The 18,467-nt window shown below is 39.0% G+C and carries 18 protein-coding genes; 12 read left to right on the top strand and 6 right to left on the bottom strand.

Annotated elements, in window-relative coordinates:
• Positions 1–137: 137 nt before the first annotated feature.
• The 4 genes from ACI6MV_RS03805 (at position 138) to ACI6MV_RS03790 (ending at position 4,737) form a co-directional block, all read left to right on the top strand.
• Positions 138–764, top strand: coding sequence for an anthranilate synthase component II (locus tag ACI6MV_RS03805; protein ID WP_407268609.1), 627 nt, complete (start codon positions 138–140; stop codon positions 762–764).
• Positions 712–2,475: an aminodeoxychorismate synthase component I gene (gene pabB / locus ACI6MV_RS03800; protein WP_407268608.1), complete on the top strand. Its 1,764-nt coding sequence runs from the start codon at positions 712–714 to the stop codon at positions 2,473–2,475. Before ACI6MV_RS03805 ends, pabB begins: the two co-directional genes overlap by 53 nt.
• A gap of 662 nt (positions 2,476–3,137) precedes the next feature.
• Positions 3,138–4,283 (top strand): conserved virulence factor C family protein, encoded by a 1,146-nt coding sequence (locus ACI6MV_RS03795; protein ID WP_407268607.1) that lies wholly within the window; start codon positions 3,138–3,140, stop codon positions 4,281–4,283.
• Between the two features lie 19 nt (positions 4,284–4,302).
• The gene (locus ACI6MV_RS03790; protein WP_407268606.1) at positions 4,303–4,737 is read left to right on the top strand and encodes a BrxA/BrxB family bacilliredoxin; all 435 of its coding nucleotides are present in this window, start codon (positions 4,303–4,305) and stop codon (positions 4,735–4,737) included.
• Positions 4,738–4,791: 54 nt separating this feature from the next.
• Here ACI6MV_RS03790 and ACI6MV_RS03785 read toward each other — a convergent pair whose 3' ends face one another.
• Together ACI6MV_RS03785 and ACI6MV_RS03780 are read right to left on the bottom strand one after the other, a co-directional pair.
• Positions 4,792–5,043, bottom strand: coding sequence for an alpha/beta-type small acid-soluble spore protein (locus ACI6MV_RS03785; RefSeq protein WP_407268605.1), 252 nt, complete (start codon positions 5,041–5,043; stop codon positions 4,792–4,794).
• A 54-nt stretch (positions 5,044–5,097) separates the two neighbouring features.
• Positions 5,098–5,277, bottom strand: coding sequence for a YfhD family protein (locus tag ACI6MV_RS03780; protein WP_407268604.1), 180 nt, complete (start codon positions 5,275–5,277; stop codon positions 5,098–5,100).
• A gap of 377 nt (positions 5,278–5,654) precedes the next feature.
• On the opposite strand from ACI6MV_RS03780, the gene qoxA reads away from it, so the two are divergent.
• Genes qoxA through qoxD form a run of 4 tightly spaced genes read left to right on the top strand, consistent with a single transcriptional unit; the run spans position 5,655 to position 9,506 of the window.
• Entirely contained in the window at positions 5,655–6,656 is a 1,002-nt protein-coding gene (gene qoxA, locus ACI6MV_RS03775) for a cytochrome aa3 quinol oxidase subunit II (RefSeq protein ID WP_407268603.1), read from the top strand.
• Between the two features lie 3 nt (positions 6,657–6,659).
• Positions 6,660–8,603, top strand: a complete 1,944-nt coding sequence (qoxB, locus tag ACI6MV_RS03770) for a cytochrome aa3 quinol oxidase subunit I (protein ID WP_407268602.1) — start codon at positions 6,660–6,662, stop codon at positions 8,601–8,603.
• Positions 8,603–9,202: a cytochrome aa3 quinol oxidase subunit III gene (gene qoxC, locus ACI6MV_RS03765; RefSeq protein ID WP_407268601.1), complete on the top strand. Its 600-nt coding sequence runs from the start codon at positions 8,603–8,605 to the stop codon at positions 9,200–9,202. The genes qoxB and qoxC overlap by 1 nt, the downstream gene beginning before the upstream one ends.
• A 1-nt stretch (position 9,203) precedes the next feature.
• Positions 9,204–9,506 (top strand): cytochrome aa3 quinol oxidase subunit IV, encoded by a 303-nt coding sequence (gene qoxD, locus ACI6MV_RS03760; RefSeq protein ID WP_407268600.1) that lies wholly within the window; start codon positions 9,204–9,206, stop codon positions 9,504–9,506.
• Between the two features lie 230 nt (positions 9,507–9,736).
• Here qoxD and ACI6MV_RS03755 read toward each other — a convergent pair whose 3' ends face one another.
• Complete coding sequence (locus tag ACI6MV_RS03755; RefSeq protein WP_407268643.1) at positions 9,737–11,143, bottom strand: DHA2 family efflux MFS transporter permease subunit; 1,407 nt, start codon at positions 11,141–11,143, stop codon at positions 9,737–9,739.
• Positions 11,144–11,322: 179 nt separating this feature from the next.
• On the opposite strand from ACI6MV_RS03755, the gene ACI6MV_RS03750 reads away from it, so the two are divergent.
• The 3 genes from ACI6MV_RS03750 to ACI6MV_RS03740 all read left to right on the top strand — a co-directional run bounded on the left by ACI6MV_RS03750 (position 11,323) and on the right by ACI6MV_RS03740 (position 14,583).
• Positions 11,323–12,726: a Na+/H+ antiporter NhaC family protein gene (locus ACI6MV_RS03750; RefSeq protein WP_407268599.1), complete on the top strand. Its 1,404-nt coding sequence runs from the start codon at positions 11,323–11,325 to the stop codon at positions 12,724–12,726.
• Between the two features lie 552 nt (positions 12,727–13,278).
• Complete coding sequence (locus ACI6MV_RS03745; RefSeq protein WP_407268598.1) at positions 13,279–13,596, top strand: ArsR/SmtB family transcription factor; 318 nt, start codon at positions 13,279–13,281, stop codon at positions 13,594–13,596.
• A gap of 51 nt (positions 13,597–13,647) precedes the next feature.
• Positions 13,648–14,583: a cation diffusion facilitator family transporter gene (locus ACI6MV_RS03740; RefSeq protein ID WP_407268597.1), complete on the top strand. Its 936-nt coding sequence runs from the start codon at positions 13,648–13,650 to the stop codon at positions 14,581–14,583.
• A gap of 76 nt (positions 14,584–14,659) precedes the next feature.
• On the opposite strand, the gene ACI6MV_RS03735 is transcribed toward ACI6MV_RS03740, so the two are convergent.
• From ACI6MV_RS03735 to ACI6MV_RS03725, 3 genes are all read right to left on the bottom strand, one after another.
• Positions 14,660–15,121: a hypothetical protein gene (locus tag ACI6MV_RS03735; protein WP_407268596.1), complete on the bottom strand. Its 462-nt coding sequence runs from the start codon at positions 15,119–15,121 to the stop codon at positions 14,660–14,662.
• A gap of 89 nt (positions 15,122–15,210) precedes the next feature.
• Positions 15,211–15,486: a halocarboxylic acid dehydrogenase DehI family protein gene (locus ACI6MV_RS03730; protein ID WP_407268642.1), complete on the bottom strand. Its 276-nt coding sequence runs from the start codon at positions 15,484–15,486 to the stop codon at positions 15,211–15,213.
• 521 nt (positions 15,487–16,007) lie between these two features.
• On the bottom strand, positions 16,008–17,219 hold the full coding sequence (locus tag ACI6MV_RS03725; protein WP_407268595.1) for a C40 family peptidase: 1,212 nt from the start codon (positions 17,217–17,219) through the stop codon (positions 16,008–16,010).
• A gap of 288 nt (positions 17,220–17,507) precedes the next feature.
• Between ACI6MV_RS03725 and ACI6MV_RS03720 the strand changes: the two genes are divergently transcribed.
• Positions 17,508–18,401 carry a DMT family transporter gene (locus ACI6MV_RS03720; protein WP_407268594.1) on the top strand — a complete coding sequence of 298 codons (894 nt, stop codon included), beginning with the start codon at positions 17,508–17,510 and terminating at the stop codon, positions 18,399–18,401.
• Positions 18,402–18,467: the final 66 nt, after the last annotated feature.

The raw sequence follows: 18,467 nt of genomic DNA, 5'->3' as shown, positions 1-18,467 counted from the left end.
CTCACTAGCCCCCCGCGGAAAGCGAAGTGCATTTCCGGAGCGGGCCAAGTACTCTCCAACTACGACGGATATTCCATCAACTATATAGAACAACATGTTACGAATAGAGCTTTATGAAAAAGTGAGGTGACCTGCTTATGATTGTGATTATCGATAATTATGACTCTTTTACTTACAATCTTGTGCAGTATTATAAACAACTCGACGAACACGTTCATGTTTATTATAACGATGAAGTGTCTGTTTCTTATATTGCAAGCCTTAACCCTACGTTGATTGTCCTATCACCTGGACCTGGTTCCCCGGACCAATCGGGAGTTTGTTCAGCTATTTTAAAGGAACTTGCAACGACAACACCGATACTTGGCGTATGTCTAGGACATCAACTCATTTGTGCACACTTTGGAGGGAATGTCGTGAAAGGAAAACAACCGATGCATGGAAAAGTGTCTACTATTACACACGATGGCCACGGTATTTTTCAAACCATCCCTAGCCCTTGCAACGTAACAAGATACCATTCTCTTGTGGTAAAAGACCACTCGATTCCAGCACAACTAGAAGTTACAGCAAGGTCTTCGGATGGAACTATTATGGGCGTTCGCCATCGCACACTTTCTGTTGAAGGTATTCAATTTCATCCCGAATCAATACTAACTGAACATGGTTTTGATATGATTAAAAATAGCTATATGCTAGCACTACAGTGGAATGCAAACAACAATTCAATGGGGGTTACTCATGCACCCGTACCTACTTTTTGAATTTAATGATGTTAACGGTAAAAAAAGCCCGATCACTTTCACCGATCCAGTAGAAATCCTGCAAACGAACGAATTGTCTGCGATTCCTCCTTTTTTTGATCAAATCGAACAAGCACTACAAAATGGTTATTATGTTGCGGGTTATGTTTCCTACGAAGCTGCACCTGCTTTTAATCATAACTATAAGGTTGCTTCACATCCTAGCTTACCACTCGTATGGTTTGGTATTTTCAAACAACCTAGTGACGCGCTACCTAGTGATCACAATACAAGTTATCATGTATCGGATTGGGTCCCTACCTCCAGCTATGACAGTTACCAAACGGGGATCGATCAGATAAAGCAAGCGATTGCTAAGGGAGATACGTACCAGGTTAATTATACGCTACGATTACAAGCTAACTTTTCTGGTGATGATTTTGCTTTTTATAAACAACTAACTGAAAATCAACAAGCAGCTTATAGTGCTTATCTTAATTTAGGAAAATATCGTCTCTTATCTGCTTCTCCTGAGCTTTTTTTCCGAATTAATAATAATCATATCGAAACAAAACCGATGAAGGGCACAGCTAAAAGGGGACGATTCTTCCAAGAGGACCAAGAAATAGCGGCAGCGCTCCGACAATCTGAAAAAGAACGAGCCGAAAATGTAATGATCGTCGATTTACTCCGTAATGATGTTGGTAGGATTGCGAAGCCTGGAACAGTTAAGGTTCCACACTTATTTGAAATTGAAACCTACCCTACTGTTCATCAAATGACTTCGACAATTACAGCGGAACTCCAAGCAGACACAACTGTATTTGATTGGTTTTCTGCCTTGTTTCCGTGTGGTTCGATTACAGGTGCACCTAAGATAAGCACAATGGAATATATCGCAAGTCTTGAAGCTGTCCCACGGGAAGTGTACTGTGGTGCGATCGGATTTATTACGCCTGATCGAGAGGCAACTTTTAGTGTGCCAATTCGCACAGTTGTGATTGATTCTGAAAAATCTGCTGCTCATTATGGCGTTGGTGGAGGAATTACATGGGATTCATCAACTGAAGGAGAGTATCAAGAAACACAAGTGAAAGCTCAACTGTTGTCCGAACGAAGAACCCCTTTTGCATTACTTGAATCACTAAAATTAGAAGACGGTGAGTATCCTTTACTGCCCTATCATCTTGCTCGATTACAAACGTCCGCCATCTATTTCGGCTATGGTTATGAAGAGACTTCAGTAGTCGCTCGATTGAAAGAACTCGCACAAGATTATCATCAAGGAGCCTATAAAGCACGCTTACTTCTTCATAAGGATGGGACTTTGGTATCAGAAGCAGCAGCAACCAAGCCAATCAATCAGCCAATTATGTGCACACTGGCAGCTACACCAATCGACGCTCAAGACCCATTCTTATTCCATAAAACAACCTATCGCGCTGTTTACGATCATTTCCAACAGCAAGCGAAACAGGCTTTTTCCATATTACTTTGGAACGAACAAGAGGAGTTAACTGAGTTTACTACAGGCAATTTAGTTGTTGAACGAAATGGCGTCTACTACACCCCACCAATTTCGTGCGGGCTATTGGCTGGAACGTACCGTCAAGCATTGATTGATCAGGGAGAACTGCATGAGAAAGTTATTAAAAAGAATGAACTGGCGTCGTATGATACTATTTGGTTTATTAATAGTGTTCGAGGGTGGTTAGAAGTTCATATTTATTGATGAGAGCTTTGTAGTGAAGTTTGTTGCTTTTTCAGCTTCGGAATTGAAATAAAATCCGACGTAGTGCTTGTGTTTACGTTCACGCGAATTCAACTAACTAAGAAGCAAATGTTTTGGTGGGACAAGTAACCGCAGGCCCAAAGTACGCTTCTAAGTGGATTTTAAGCTTGCGCTGTCCCAACAGGACATTGAATTAGCTTCAAAGAATTAAATCGCACGAAGAAAATACGATTTTCAATTTCGTGGATCGACTTCCTGAAGCTCCAATCATCCATTATAAAAGATGATACTCGTTAGCTATACCAGCAGAGGCGCTAACCCGAATGGACGCCACATAAGCGCTTATTTCACTTGAAGATTTGGTTACGATGATTTGACGGCCACCACAGCACTTATTTACCGATATCAACTCGTTGAAACAACAAATTCACCCAAATAAGTGCGCTGGTGGCCGCTCAATTCTAAAAATGGCTCATTTGTCACAGATAAGCGCACTGGTGGCCGCAGAAACTATCCGCCCCGCACATAGCCTTCAACATGTTTGGATTATTAAAAAAGCTCTCCATAATTTAATTACTCAGAACGTCCAGTCTCTCTTAATGGATTATCCTGTCTATCTTTGATAAAATCAATGTCAGCAAAAGACTAAGGGGGTCTTATTTGTGCATATCATTTCGATTGAACCTACACCTAGTCCACATTCCATGAAAATCGTCTTAAACGAATCATTGCCTGATGGCGAAACACGCAATTACAAGGATTCTGAAATTCCAGCTGATGCACCTGATTATGTCAAAGAATTACTTAGCATCGGTGGAGTGAAAGGGATTTATCATGTGATTGATTTTATCGCGTTAGAGCGTTATCCGAAATATACATGGGAATCGATTCTCCCTCAAGTAAGAGTTTCACTTGGGACCGCTGAGGAAGATGCTGATGTTTTTCAAACTAATGCTTCCGATCCGGATCCAGACAAGTCGTTTGGAGAGGTGAAAGTATATATTCAAACATTCCGCAATATCCCGATGCAAATTAAGCTGGATGACGGAAATGATGAACAACGATTTGGGTTACCAGCGATGTTTATGGAAGCGGCCTTAGAAGCATCAAAAAACGCACCCAACTTTGTTATGGAGCGAAAATGGGAAGAAAAAAGTCCACGTTACGGTGCCTTAGAAGAGATTGGTTCAGAAGTGGCGGAGGAAATAGCTGCTACCTATGATCAGAATCGACTGAATCAACTTGTCGAACTCGCAATTAACAACGTTGACATTAGTGAGACAGAAGAAAAAAATGTAGCCGTGTCGCTAAGTGTACTTGACGACCCAGACTGGAAAATCCGTTACCAAGTACTTGATCGCATAAGCCCTAGTTTTGAAAATATCACTTTCTTAGACAAAGCACTTCAAGATCAAAAAGCTTCGATTCGTCGGTTAGCAACAGCGTATCTTGGTATGCTTGAAGAGCCAGAAGTGTTACCATATTTATATAAGGCTTTAAAAGACAGTGCAGTAACAGTAAGAAGAACGGCTGGGGATTGTATATCTGATCTAGGCTTTAAAGAAGCCTTACCTGAGATGATCTTATCTTTAGCTGATCCTAATCGTCTAGTTCGTTGGCGTGCAGCCATGTTTATTTATGAGGTTGGCGATCAATCAGCTATCACAGCTTTACAAAATGCACTAGATGATCCTGAGTTTGAGGTGCGACTACAGGCTAAAATGGCATTGGAACGAATCCAAGGTGGCGAAAAAGCGAAAGGATCTGTTTGGAAACAGATGACAGAAGCGACGAAACAAAAACAGTAAAATATAGGAGGAACTTTTTATGCATCCTTATGAACAATATATGAAGGAAATATCGCAACCGATGCGTGATGAATTAACTGAAGCCGGTTTTAACGAGCTTACGGCGCCAGAACAAGTTGATGATTTTATTTCAACTATGAAAGACACATCATTAGTTGTTGTAAATTCAGTTTGCGGTTGTGCAGCAGGTTTAGCACGTCCAGCAGTTCGGACTTCATTACAACATACGAAAAAACCCAAAAATCTTGTCACCGTCTTTGCTGGTCAAGACCGTGAAGCAACTGCTCGCATGCGGGAATACCTTGTGGGAATTGAACCATCTTCTCCTTCAATGGCATTAATGAAAGATGGGAAAGTGTTACATTTCATCCCACGTGAAGAGATTGAGGATCATGATGTAGAGGAAATCGTTAATAATTTAGTACAATCTTATAACCAGCATTGTGCTGAATAAGGAAGCAAACGCATGGATCAACAGAGGATCCATGCGTTTCTTGTTTAAAATATATCACTTCTTCGCCAAATCCTGCTTGGCCATGTTGATTAGTTCTTTGACCATACTCCCGCCAATATTACCCCCGATTTTACCAGCGTCTTTTGCTTTTATTTCACCATTATATCCTCTATTTAAATGGACACCCTGCTCTTTAGCAACTTCATATTTAGCATCACTAGCGGAATTCGCATGACTTACTTTAGCCTTTAGTTCGTCTAAACCTTTGCGTGCACTCGGAACTAGAATTTTATTTCTTCTAGACATGTTAGTCTCACCTCTTTATATGAAAAGATGGTGACCAAATGGCCACCATTCTCCTTAGTCTTTCGCGCGTGCATCAGCTGCACGTGCTCTTTCTTGCGCTTCTACATCCTCATGATCAGCAAGCTCTTGTGAAAATTCCACATCAAATCCATCGCTTTCTTTTAGCTGCTGTTTCGGTGTTTGTGCTAATTTTGTTTTCGACCCTCTTTTATGATTATGGTCATCTCTGCCCATTTTTCCCACCTCTTCTTTCTTGAAGTTTCAAGCTTAGTATTTGTCGGAGTAACAAGACTCATGTACGTATTTTGAAATAGAAATAACTGGCACTACTGAGCTTTATTGCTACAATTGTGGCGAAATCTCTCACCTACATTTATTGCGTATTTTCCATGGTAATATGATGTAGCGATAATCGTTATAAAAGTAATTTTTTCTAAGATAAGTCAATTTCACAACTACCATACACAGCCAATAGCAGCTAATTATCGCCTTGGAATGGTCTAATCTGCACGTGAATGGTTCAAGATCGTTATTTTGAAATCGACAAAAAATATGTGTGTAGTTTTCATATTTAATTAACGTTTTAGTATAGAAAGAAGGGAGCACTTTCAGTGAAGTTTTTACGTTTTCGATTTCTTTCCGTTTTCTCGATTTTAATTTTAGCTGTTTTAAGCGGATGTGAAACGAACATGCTTGTTTTTGACCCTCAAGGTCCAGTAGCTAAGAATATTTCTGATCTAATTATTTTTTCAATTATTTTGATGGCTGTAATTGTGCTTGTTGTTTATTTGCTTTTCATTGTTATTGTTTGGAAATACCGTGAAAGAAAAGACAACATGGACTATGAGCCACCTGAAGAAGAAGGTAATCCAAAATTGGAATTTGTATGGTTTGTGATTCCAGTAATCATCATAATCATTTTAATGATTCCAACAACAAAAGCAATTTATGATATTGAAGATGTTCCTGAAGGTTATGAAGATCAAGAACCGTTGGTGATCAATGTTACATCTGCTGACTGGAAGTGGATTTTCAGTTACCCTGAACAGAATATCGAAACAGTCAATTACTTAAACATTCCGGAAGATCGACCGGTCTTATTTAAAATGACTTCTGCAGGTACGATGCAATCATTTTGGGTGCCACAGCTTGGTGGTCAAAAGTATACAATGGCCAACATGGAAACAAAGCTTTATTTGGTAGCAGATAGTCCTGGTTCTTACTATGGAAGAAATACGAACTACAATGGTAAAGGCTATGCCGATATGGAATTTGAAGTTCTTGCTCAAACACCTGCAGCATTTGAAGAATGGGTTGAGGAAGTACAGAATACGGCAGATGTACTTACTGAAGAGAAATACGCAGAATTACTTGAGCCTACTGTAATTGGGAGAGAGACATATAATGAAACACATTTGCAATGGGTTAACCATGCGCATGATGGCTCTTCAACAGAATATCTAAATCCTGATCTATATGAAATTCATCATGGAGATGAGCATTCTGATTCTAATCACGGGGAGCACAGTTCTGAAACTACTGAACATGAACACCATGATGAAGCAAGTACAGAATCCACTGAGCACGACCATCATGAAATGGGAGGGGAATAACTGATGTCTTTAGACAAATTCTTTGTTACAGGTGATCCACTTATTTTAGCTTCACAAATTGCCATTGCCCTAACCATGGTTGGCTTAGTAGGATTAATCACCTATCTAAAGAAATGGACATGGTTGTGGAAAGAATGGTTCACGACCGTTGATCATAAACGATTAGGTATTATGTACATCATCTCTGGTGTATTAATGTTTTTCCGTGGTGGCATAGATGGTTTAATGATGAAAGCACAAACATCTAGACCCAATATGGAATTTTTAGATGCGCAACACTACAATGAAGTATTTACTACGCACGGCGTTATTATGATTTTGTTTATGGCGATGCCGATGTTAATTGGGATTATGAACGTTGTGTTACCCTTACAAATCGGTGCACGCGACGTTGCGTTTCCAAAATTAAATGCACTTAGCTTTTGGTTATTTTTTGGCGCAGCGATGCTGTTTAATATATCATTCGTTATCGGTGGTTCACCGGATGCTGGCTGGACTTCCTACTTTCCATTTGCAGGGAAAGAATTTACACCTGGTGTAGGAAACAACTATTATGCGATCGCGATACAGATTGCAGGTATTGGTACACTTGCCTCGGGGATTAACTTTATCGTTACGATTCTGAAGATGAGAGCACCCGGTATGACGTTAATGAAAATGCCAATGTTCACGTGGACTTCGCTCGTTACTTCTGCAATTATCGTAGCGGCATTCCCTATTTTTACAGTTGCTTTAGCATTTATGACATTAGATCGTCTATTCGGCACACACTTTTTCACCGTTGCCGCTGGTGGAGACCCGATGTTGTGGCTAAACTTATTCTGGCTCTGGGGACATCCTGAAGTTTATATCGTTGTCTTACCAGCATTCGGTATGTATTCCGATATTATTTCAACATTTTCAAGAAAAAATCTATATGGATACAAAACAATGGTATGGTCTGTTGTTGGTATTGCATTTTTAAGTATGCTTGTGTGGGTACACCACTTCTTTACCATGGGAAACAGCGCACCAGTAAACACCTTCTTCTCTTTAACAACGATGCTGATTGCGATCCCTACTGGGGTTAAAATCTTTAACTGGCTGTTTACAATGCGTAAAGGTCGAATAAAGTTTACGAACGCAATGCTATGGTCGCTCGCATTTATTCCATGCTTCACGATTGGTGGGGTTACAGGGGTTATGCTTGCCATGGCAGCTGCTGATTACCAGTACCATAACACGATGTTCCTAGTGGCTCACTTCCACTATACATTGATTCCTGGTGTAGTATTTGCCGTATTTGCTGGATTGTATTATTGGTGGCCGAAAATGTTTGGCTTTAAATTGAACGAAAAAATTGGTAAATGGCATTTCTGGTTATTTACAATAGGTTTCAATATAACATTTATGCCGATGTTCTTCGTAGGATTAGACGGTATGTCTCGTAGAATGTACACCTATTCTGCCGAAACTGGATGGGGTCCGTTACTTGGATTATCTGCTTTTGGTTCATTAATTTTAGCTGCTGGTTTTGCAGCATTATGTTACAACTTGTACTGGAGTTTCCGTTATGCGCCAAGAAATATTGGCGGCGATCCTTGGGATGCTCGTACATTGGAATGGTCTATTCCATCACCAGCACCGCATTATAATTTTGCAACAACACCTGAAGTTACTAGTATCGATGAATTTTGGAAAATGAAAAAATCAGGGAAAACCCGTATTCAGAAAGATAAAATTAAACCAATACACTTACCAAGCAACTCATGGACACCAATCTATATGGGTGTAGCGTTTGCTATTGTCGGTTTCTTCCTTGTATTTGAATGGTTTATATTAGCGGCTGTTTCTGCAGTACTTATCATTATCGGTTTAATAGCCAATTCGTTTGATTACGATGATGGGTTTCATGTTCCTGTTGATGAGATCATAGAAACCGAACGCAAAGGGAGAGGTGACTTATAATGGGATCACATCAATCTGTACCCTTAGAATATAGTACAAAGCAAAACGAAATGAATATCTTAGGTTTCTGGATTTTCCTTGGTGCAGAGATCATTTTATTCTCCACTATCTTTGCTTCTTACTTTGTACTGGAACACAACACAGCGGGTGGACCTGCTGGTGACGAATTATTTGTTATAAAAGATGTTCTAATACAAACATTTATACTACTAACAAGTAGTTTCACTTGCGGCCTTGCTATCCATGAAATGCGCCACAATAACCGTAGAGATATGGTTGTATGGTTAGTTGTTACCTTACTTCTTGGATTTGGGTTTGTTTACATGGAAATCAATGAATTTATTCATTATGTTCATGAAGGTGCAACAATCCAAACGAGTGGATTTCTATCCGCATTCTTTACCCTTTTAGGTACTCACGGTTTACACGTATCATTAGGGATCGGTTGGATGTCGTTATTGATTATCCAAGTAATCAGAAGAGGGCTTACAGCAGTTACGACTAGAAAAATATTTATCGCAAGTCTTTATTGGCACTTTCTTGATGTTGTTTGGATCTTTATTTTCACATTTGTGTATTTGAAAGGGTTGGTGATGTAAGGTGGAAAACAAACAAAGTACGTTCCCTACAAACCATGTGGTCGGTTTTTTCCTTTCAATAGCAATGACAGTACTTGCTGCTATTATCGCACTTAGAACGAATCTGTCTGGTAATGTTATTATGTGGATTATTGGCACACTTGCCATTTTCCAAGCTGGTGTGCAATTGTTTATGTTCATGCACATTAATGAAGGAAAAGACGGTAAAACAAACTATATCAATATTATATACAGCGTGTTTATGGCCTTGATTATTGTTTTCGGCTCAATCTGGGTGTTAACAACCGGGCATGCAGCACATTAATATTCACAAAAAAACGAGTACAAATCACGCTGTGATTTGTACTCGTTTTTTATTAGATTTAAGCTATGCATGAGCTAAGTTGAAAAGATGTCAGAACAAGCCCGGAAAGCAAATTGTGGTTATTCAGCATTGATCTAGTTTTTGTATATAACCTTACTAGCAAATTTGAAAATGGTGAGGAAGTTTTAATAAAAACCGATCAGAAATCTAATCGGTTTTTATCTATCTTTCTAATCCTCAGCAGGTGTTGTCTTTCTTAAGAAAAACGCCAATATGATTCCGATCCCACTTACTATTGCGGCAACTAAGAAGGAAACATTCACACCATGAATCATTCCTTCCATTCCGTGTACAGTTGGATCCAATGCACTATTGGTCATGATTGTTACGAGCAATGCGGTACCAATCGAGCCGGACACTTGGCGCATCGTATTGTTCATTGCGGTGCCGTGGGCAATTAATCTTTGTGGCAGTTGATTGAGCCCTGCTGTAGTAACAGGCATCATCACAAGGGCGACGCCAAACATTCGAATTGCATAAACTACTGTCATGTATGTGAACGATGTTGTAGAAGTTAGCTGTGTAAAGAATAATGTTGAAACAGTTACAATAATTAAGCCTGTAAACGCCAACCATCTTGCGCCAACTTTATCGAAAATTCTTCCACTAATCGGCGACATAATCCCCATAATTATCGCACCAGGTAATAGCATCAACCCTGATTCAAAAGCGGTAAAATGGTGCATCTTTTGCATATAAATTGGCATGATTGTCGCACCGCCAATCATTGAAATAAATACAATCATACCTAATGCGGTTGACAGTGTGAACACACCGTATTTAAAGACTCGAAATTCTAAGATTGGTTGTTTTAATTTGAACTGACGCGTTATAAAAGCAAAAAGGGATATAACCCCGACTGCTATCATGGTAAGAACTAATATACTTCCCCAGCCCTTATTGCCTGCACTACTGAATCCATATAGCAGACTACCAAAACCTAGTGTAGATAACACGACTGACCAATAATCGAGCTTCGGAAACGATTGCTTCGTCACGTTCTTTAATAGGAAATATGCAAAAATCAGATCAATGATTGCGATTGGTAGAACAACATAAAACAATACGCGCCAATCAAACTGTTCTACTAAATAACCAGAAAGAGTTGGACCGATTGCTGGTGCGAATGCAATAACTAAGCCAAACAGCCCCATTGCCTGTCCTCTTTTTTCAATTGGAAATACGACGAAAAAGATTGTTTGCATAAGCGGCATCATAATACCCGCCCCACCTGCCTGGACAATCCTACCGACAATGAGCAGTGAGAAGCTTGGTGAAATAGCACAAATAAGTGTACCAAGTGCAAACAAGCCCATTGCGGTTAGAAACAAGCGTCTAGTTGTGAATGTTTCAATTAAAAAGGCTGTTATTGGGATCATAATTCCATTTACTAGCATAAATACAGTCGTTAGCCATTGGGCTGTATTCTCTGTAATATCCAAATCAATCATTATTTTTGGCAATGCAGTTGCTAATAAAGTTTGATTTAATATTGCAATAAATGCACCAGAAATCAATACCGTAATTAAAGGTGCAATTTTAATTTCTTCAGCATTTTGTGATACCGAATTATCCATTTTGTACCCTTCTTTCTCCAAATTATCATGACTCAATTATTACAGTTTCCTCCTATTTCATAGCATGTGTCAAGTTAAATGATTTAGTACGACAAGATTATACGTTTTTGCATAATAAGCTTATTTTAATCGCACGCTACACTTGATCAACAAATTCAGATTAGGATAGGTGAAGTTTCATGGAAGCTAGCTGGACATCGATCATTCCGTTTCTAGTCGTCATTCCAATTGCTATGATCACCAAGCAAGTATTGCCTGGCTTATTATTAGGACTATTAATTGGTTCCTATTTAATATCCCCCTCGATTATTGATGGAATGGAAACAATGCTTCACTATCTTGTACAAGCCTTAATTGATGAAAACAACATAAAAATCATCGTGTTTTTGTACGTCTTTTCCGGACTAATCGGTATGATTAAATCTACAGGCGGGATTAAAGGCTTTGTTGAAACTGCATCAGAACGGATTACAAGTAAGAAGCAAGCATTATTTATGACCTACATCTCAACAATCGGAACCTTTAGTGCACCGACCTTCCGATTCGTAACGATTGCACCAATCATGAAAGCACTTCTTAAAAAAGTAAAAATGACGACAAAAGAGCTCGGCTTTGTTATTGAAACAACCGCAACGCCTGTAATTGTACTAATACCAGTGGCGACTGCCTTTGTCGGTTATATGGTTTCTGTTATTCAAATTTCCACTGAACAAATCGGTGGAACTATTGATCCGTACACTTTGTTTATTCAAAGTATCCCTTTTAATTTTTTTGCAATTGTTATTATTCTGGTAGGCATATACTTAAGTTTTTTTCACCCTTCTCATTCTGACGCACCTACAGAAATGGACGCTGAGGAAGAGGAAGATGACTGGCACGATTGTCACCCCGCTGTCTCAAAAGACTTGCCTGATAAACCATGGAACTTACTTATTCCAATTGTTTTAGTAATTAGCCTTACCTTATTTTTGACTTGGTGGGATGGACAGAGCCAAGGTTATTCTTTATTTCAAGCTTTTGTGAAAGCAAACGTCCTACAGGCAATGGTCATCGCGCTTATCATGACAACCTTTCTCTCAGTTGTACTTTTTATGCTACAACGTTTTCCACTGCAGCAACTGTTAAGCAGTTTTATTAACGGCGGGAATGAGTTAATGTCAGTGATTGTGCTCTTGTCCGTTGTCTGGGGATTGTCATCTGTAACAGATGAATTGGGCTTCTCTGCATTTGTAACGTCTTACGCAGATTGGATACCTGCCATGTTTATTACACCGCTATTGTTTTTATTTGGCTGTATTGTCTCTTACTTTATTGGCTCTGCATGGGGCACATGGGGCATATTAATGCCTTTGGGAATTTCCTTATCGACTGTAGCTGACGTCTCCATGCCTTTAGTAATTGGAGCAGTATTTGCGAGTGGTTCATTTGGCGCTTTCGCCTCTCCTTTAAGTGATGACACCAATACATTAGCAAATATCTTGGATTTAGAAGTAATGGATTATGCACGGTTCAAACTAAAACCAGCTCTAATTGCGGCTACAATTTCTACCGTGCTCTATACAACCATTACCTTTGTTCTTTAACATCCGGGGAAGCAGCTATGCTTCTCCTTTTTTGTTCTAAATTATAGGCTCATTTGCGTGAATTTTCACTTCATATTTGAAGTAATATCCGTCGTAACTTGGAGAGTGCTTGCACCGCTCCGGAAATCCACTTCGCTTTCCGCGGGGGGCTAGTGAGCCTCCTCGAACTGCGTTCTGCGGGGTCTCACTTACGCCACTAGTCCCGCAGGAGTCGAAGTGGATTTCCTACGCTGCAAACGGGATTGTTCATTATGTGGGGTGATTGGAGCTCCAGGCAGTCGACTCCTGCGGGAACAGCACGGGCTGAAGATCCACTCAGAAGCGTTCTTTGCTTCTGAGTTAGCTGAAGCCGTGCCCGCGGAAAGCGACTGCCTGGAGCGGAAATCACGTGCACTACCTTACGACGGAGTTTAGCTATATTACGCAATAATCACCATTCTTTTAGAAAATAACAAAATTATATTAAAATAGCACTATCCTTATATATGAACATATGCTAATATATAGATAGATAAATAATAACACTTACATATGAGTAAGGAGCTGATCGCTATGTCAGATATTGAACCAAAAGCAGAACATGATTTAGATGAAGAAACATTATTTGTAGTTTCACAAACGTTTAAAGCACTTGGAGATCCGACTAGAATTCGCATTTTACATTTACTATTTGACAAAGAGCAATCCGTGAATCAAATTGCAGAAAATCTAGATTTAAGACAATCCACGGTCTCGCACCAATTACGATTTCTTAAAAATTTGCGCTTAGTAAAATATCGTAGAGATGGTACAACACTTTATTACTCTTGTGACGATCACCACGTCATGGAGATGCTTGAGCAAACGATAAACCACGCAAGACACAGCTAAACAAGACAGTGAATTTTCATATAGTATGGATAAGTTAAGGAGGTTTTAAATATGGGGCATGATCATGGACATGATCACACACATGGTGCCAACAAAAAGGCACTATTGTTAGGCTTTATCATTACAACAGCATATATGCTGATTGAGGCAGTTGGCGGCTTTCTTACGAATAGTTTGGCACTCCTATCAGACGCAGGTCACATGTTAAGTGATGCAGTATCGCTTGGTGTTGGGGTATTAGCATTTGCAGTCAGTGAACGCGTTGCAAGTTACAGTAAAACTTATGGTTATAAGCGATTTGAAATTCTAGCCGCACTATTTAATGGTGTGACACTCATAGCAATTGCCATTTATATTTTTTATGAAGCGTATCATCGTTTTAATGAGCCTGCTGAAATTGCTTCTACAGGTATGTTAGCCATTGCCATTATCGGTTTTTTCGTTAACATATTTGTAGCTTGGATTTTAATGCGTGGTGACACCGAGGAAAACTTAAATGTTCGCGCTGCATTTTTGCACGTGATTGGAGATTTACTTGGATCAGTTGGGGCAATAATTGCTGCCATTTTAATTATGATATTCGGCTGGGCATGGGCTGATCCGTTGGCAAGTGTGATTGTCGCTCTACTCGTACTAATTAGTGGTTGGCGCGTTTCCAAAGATGCTGTTCATGTGTTAATGGAAGGAACGCCAAAAAATATTGAAATAGAAGATATTATCACATCCATGGAAAAAGTACCAGGTATAAAGAGTATTCACGATTTGCATATATGGTCGATCACGAGTGGTCAAAACGCATTGTCGTGTCATGCAGTTGTTGAAGAAAACCTAACAGTTAAAGACAGCCAAGCCATTTTACGGAAAATTGAACATGATTTAGAGCATCAAGGTATTGGGCATGTAACGATACAGATGGAGAGCGATGCACATCCTCATGAAGACTCGTTATTTTGCGATCAACAGCATTCTCATAATCACCAACACTAAACATACTAAGCAGCCATCTCCACTTTATAGATGGTTGCTTTATTTATGTTCATCTATACATCAATGATGAGCCCAGCTATGAAATCAGTATACATCGATACCAACCCCATAATGCAGCAATATCTTTCGGTGGATATATGGTTGCAAAATCAGACGGTGAAATACTTACAGGATAGGGCATACTGGAATGAACTAAATATTTTTCCCGTTTCTTGATGTTTTGATGCCACAATGTATAAGAAGAAGACCCAACATACCCTCTTACATGTCTCCAGCTTTGTTCTAGAAATTCAGGGTAAAATGCTAGTGCTCGATAATCACTAGCAGCATCATACGCTTGATGCTTATTCATCACATCAAATAATAGTTGTTGTATCCTTGGCCGCGCATCAGGTATGTTAATCATTTTAATCTCCGGTAAATCAGGTATCACACCAGGCGTGATCCATCCCTGTGATTGACCAGTTCCTGTAATGCTGCGATAACTAAGGCTCTCTTGCCAAGCTGTTGAAATGAGTAAAAGATTTTGTATTGACATGAGTCAATTTCATAATTACCTTACACAGCTATCTGCATCCATATATAGTTTGGAGATGTTTTAATCTGACTATATATGGATGTAGATAGCTAAAAATCAGTATTATGAAATTGACTAACATAATTAAAAGTAAAGATTATTTTGCGGATATGCTCCATTGTTGGAAGCTTATAATAGATATCCCAATTGATAAGTGGAGGTTGAAAAGCAATCGGTGGATAACGCAATGATGTGGCTGCAGCTTCTACATTCCTTGCTAGCATGTTAGGACGAACTTGCTGCCACCCGAGCATTAGAAACTGATCATAATGAGCTAGGGTCATAAAAATAAAATTGACAACCGGAACTTTTAATACGAATTTAATGTCATCATATAGATACTTTAAATTTCATTCTGTCTCTGATTCATATATTTCAGGGATGCCAATCGATTGCTTCACTCTTGCTCCCCTTTTCACTCGCGATTATTAATTGTAAAAAGAAATGTACTTATTTATGTTTTAATTTTGTTTATGCTCTTTTAATTTTCATAAAGGATATAGAATACTACGTAGTGTTTGTAATTTCCGCCTCAGGCAGTCGTTTTAGGTTCGCGCTGTTAGAGCGCAGTAGCTAACAGGATTAAGCGGCCACATAAGTGCTTATTTCACTTGAAGTTTTAGTTTCGATAATTTGACGGCCTCCAGAGCACTTATTTGCCGATAACAACCCATAGAAACACCAATATCAGCCAAATAAGCGCACTTGTGGCCGCACAATTCTAATGATACCTCTTTTGTCACAGATAAGGGCACTGGTGACCCGACAGCGACTCACCTCCCTAATTTTTTGTTTACATATATAAAAAGGCACCAACCACTTTTACATGATTGATACCTTATTCGTTTTAATTAGCTATTCTACGAACGTGACCATTAAATGCATTTCTCCAATAACTACTCGACATACTAGCAATGGCTACACCAGAGTTACTTTGTGAACCAATAAACTGTCCGCCGCCGATATAAATACCAACATGACCGTTTGTTTTATACGTATTGAAGAAAACTAAATCCCCTGGCTTCATTTCGCTTACAGATACTTTTTGTCCTTGACCACTAAGTGTCGCTGTACTGCTTCCGACATTTATTCCAGCTTGAGCAAATGCCCAATGGACAAATCCAGAGCAATCGAATAACCCATTAGCGATATCAGAGGCTGATCTTCCACCACCAAATTTGTACGCAGAATTTCCTATGTATTTGTAACCTGCATTAATTGCAACGCTTAATGACCCGCTGCCTACTGCACCAGAGAATGTTGGTGTGGAAGGACTTGATGATACCCTTGGTGATGCACTTGATGAAGCGCTAAATTGAGTTACTTTAGGTCTGCTAAGCTCCGCAGCTTTTGCAGCTAAGTTGCGATCTTCCTGTTGTAAATCCGCCTTCTGATTTAAGTTATCTTGTTTTTTCTGCTCTAGCTCTTCTTTTAATTGTTCGCTATGTTGTTTTTGTTCTACGATCATGGCTTGCATACCTTCTAGCTCCGTTTTCATGTCCGTAAGCTCTGCAAGTTTATCTTCTACAGCAGTTTGTTTAACTTCTAATGAATCACGATCTGCTTGATCTTTTTCTAAAAGTTCTGCATCTGCTTCGACTAAAGTAGTCACGACAGATACACGATTAATAAAATCCATAAAACCTTTAGAACCCATAATTACTTCTAGATAATTAATTGATCCACCGTTTTGTTGAAAAGCTACCGCGCGTTTTTTAAGAAATTCATAGCGATTTTCAATATCCACTTCTAGATCAGTAATTTCTTGTTGAAACTTTTCCACCTCAGCATTTGCGGCTGCGATATTTTGCTTCGTTTCATCCATCATCAGATTATTTTCTTTGATTGCTTCATCGACACGTGAAATCTGAGCACTAATTTCATCAAGTTCAGTTTGGGTAGCAGTAATTTGCTCATCCACCTTATTAATCTCTGACTGGACTTGTGATCTTTGTTGCTTAATTTCTGATTGATTGGATGGCTCTGCAAAAGCAGATGGAAGCAAGATAAAACTACTAACTCCTACTAATAATGTGGTTTTAAGTATAAGTTTGTTCATGCCAAATTCCTCCTACATTCTCTTTGAGAAATGGTCTTCGTATGTGTATGTGAATTCGATCAATTGTATGTTAGAAAACATTTTCAACTGCAAATTCCGTCATTTTTAAGATTATTAAAAGCTCCAGAATTGAAATTTTGTCACTTTGTAGTATAACATCTAGAAGTGACAGGAATGTGATATAAATATTACAGTTTCATTTCAATTATAGTAAAGATGGTATTTTTCATGATAGATAACTACTTTTTAATAGGATACTAGGCTTAAAGTAGACGAAGGAGGACGCATATGTTGCGTTTATATGCAGGTTTAATCGGTTTGAGTTTAATATGGGGATTTTCATTTATATTTATAAAAGTTTTAACAGATGCAGTAGGACCATGGGGAACGGTTTTTCTTAGATGCCTCTCTGGTGCCCTCCTTCTCATTCCGTTTTTATGGTTAAAAAGAAAACAAATTGCTAAGCCCTTACCTTGGAAGCATTTAATCGTTGTCGGCCTGTTTAATGCTGGCTTGCCATGGGGATTGATTGCTTTAAGCGAAACCCAGATTAATACAAACACAGCGTCTGTTTTGAATGCATTAACACCAATTTGCACAGCACTAATCGGCTTTTTACTTTTTTCTAAACTGTTAACAAAAAGACAATGGACAGGCATTTTCATTGGCTTTATTGGCATCTTAATTTTAATCGATTTTAATATTTCTGTCGTTTTCGGACAAAATTTTATTGGAGTAGGTACGATGTTTATCGCAACCTTATGTTATGGGTTTGGTTCACAGTACACGCAAAAACACTTACGAGGTACAGGCTTATTAGTAATTACTACGTATTCTTTAATTGTTGGTACAGTGTCAGGCTTAATCGGCATGCTCATTACAGGTGGTATTCCTGTAGCTGTTGAAATTAACTATGCATTAATCATTTCTATCATTGGCTTAGGCTGCTTAGGTTCTGGGGTGGCACATGTGCTTTATTATTATCTCATGACCGAAGGCAGCGCAGAATTTGCGACCACTGTAACTTACTTGGTCCCTGTTACAGCAATGATATGGGGATTTGTCATTTTAGGGGAACCGGTAACAAGTCATTTAATTCTTGGGCTTGTGGTGATCTTTTTCGGTATTTATTTTTCTAATCGGGCCGGGAAACCTATTAAGGAACCTGCTGTACGTGTCTAAACAATTTGAACGTTAATTCCGAGCTATTTACTAGTGATTTTATGCAGTAATCTGTACTATATAAGC

Source organism: Radiobacillus sp. PE A8.2 (genome assembly GCF_045635475.1).
Lineage (GTDB): Bacteria > Bacillota > Bacilli > Bacillales > Amphibacillaceae > JBJGXI01.
This window is presented reverse-complemented; position numbering and strand designations above follow the sequence as displayed.

Excerpts from the sequence above, each read along its gene's own strand:
- ACI6MV_RS03720 (WP_407268594.1), top strand. The coding sequence starts at position 17,508 with ATGTTGCGTTTATATGCAGGTTTAATCGGTTTGAGTTTAATATGGGGA.
- ACI6MV_RS03805 (WP_407268609.1), top strand. The coding sequence starts at position 138 with ATGATTGTGATTATCGATAATTATGACTCTTTTACTTACAATCTTGTG.
- ACI6MV_RS03755 (WP_407268643.1), bottom strand. The coding sequence starts at position 11,143 with ATGGATAATTCGGTATCACAAAATGCTGAAGAAATTAAAATTGCACCT.
- ACI6MV_RS03750 (WP_407268599.1), top strand. The coding sequence starts at position 11,323 with ATGGAAGCTAGCTGGACATCGATCATTCCGTTTCTAGTCGTCATTCCA.
- ACI6MV_RS03735 (WP_407268596.1), bottom strand. The coding sequence starts at position 15,121 with ATGTCAATACAAAATCTTTTACTCATTTCAACAGCTTGGCAAGAGAGC.
- ACI6MV_RS03740 (WP_407268597.1), top strand. The coding sequence starts at position 13,648 with ATGGGGCATGATCATGGACATGATCACACACATGGTGCCAACAAAAAG.
- ACI6MV_RS03725 (WP_407268595.1), bottom strand. The coding sequence starts at position 17,219 with ATGAACAAACTTATACTTAAAACCACATTATTAGTAGGAGTTAGTAGT.
- ACI6MV_RS03790 (WP_407268606.1), top strand. The coding sequence starts at position 4,303 with ATGCATCCTTATGAACAATATATGAAGGAAATATCGCAACCGATGCGT.
- ACI6MV_RS03745 (WP_407268598.1), top strand. The coding sequence starts at position 13,279 with ATGTCAGATATTGAACCAAAAGCAGAACATGATTTAGATGAAGAAACA.
- ACI6MV_RS03780 (WP_407268604.1), bottom strand. The coding sequence starts at position 5,277 with ATGGGCAGAGATGACCATAATCATAAAAGAGGGTCGAAAACAAAATTA.
- ACI6MV_RS03785 (WP_407268605.1), bottom strand. The coding sequence starts at position 5,043 with ATGTCTAGAAGAAATAAAATTCTAGTTCCGAGTGCACGCAAAGGTTTA.
- qoxB (WP_407268602.1), top strand. The coding sequence starts at position 6,660 with ATGTCTTTAGACAAATTCTTTGTTACAGGTGATCCACTTATTTTAGCT.
- pabB (WP_407268608.1), top strand. The coding sequence starts at position 712 with ATGCAAACAACAATTCAATGGGGGTTACTCATGCACCCGTACCTACTT.
- qoxC (WP_407268601.1), top strand. The coding sequence starts at position 8,603 with ATGGGATCACATCAATCTGTACCCTTAGAATATAGTACAAAGCAAAAC.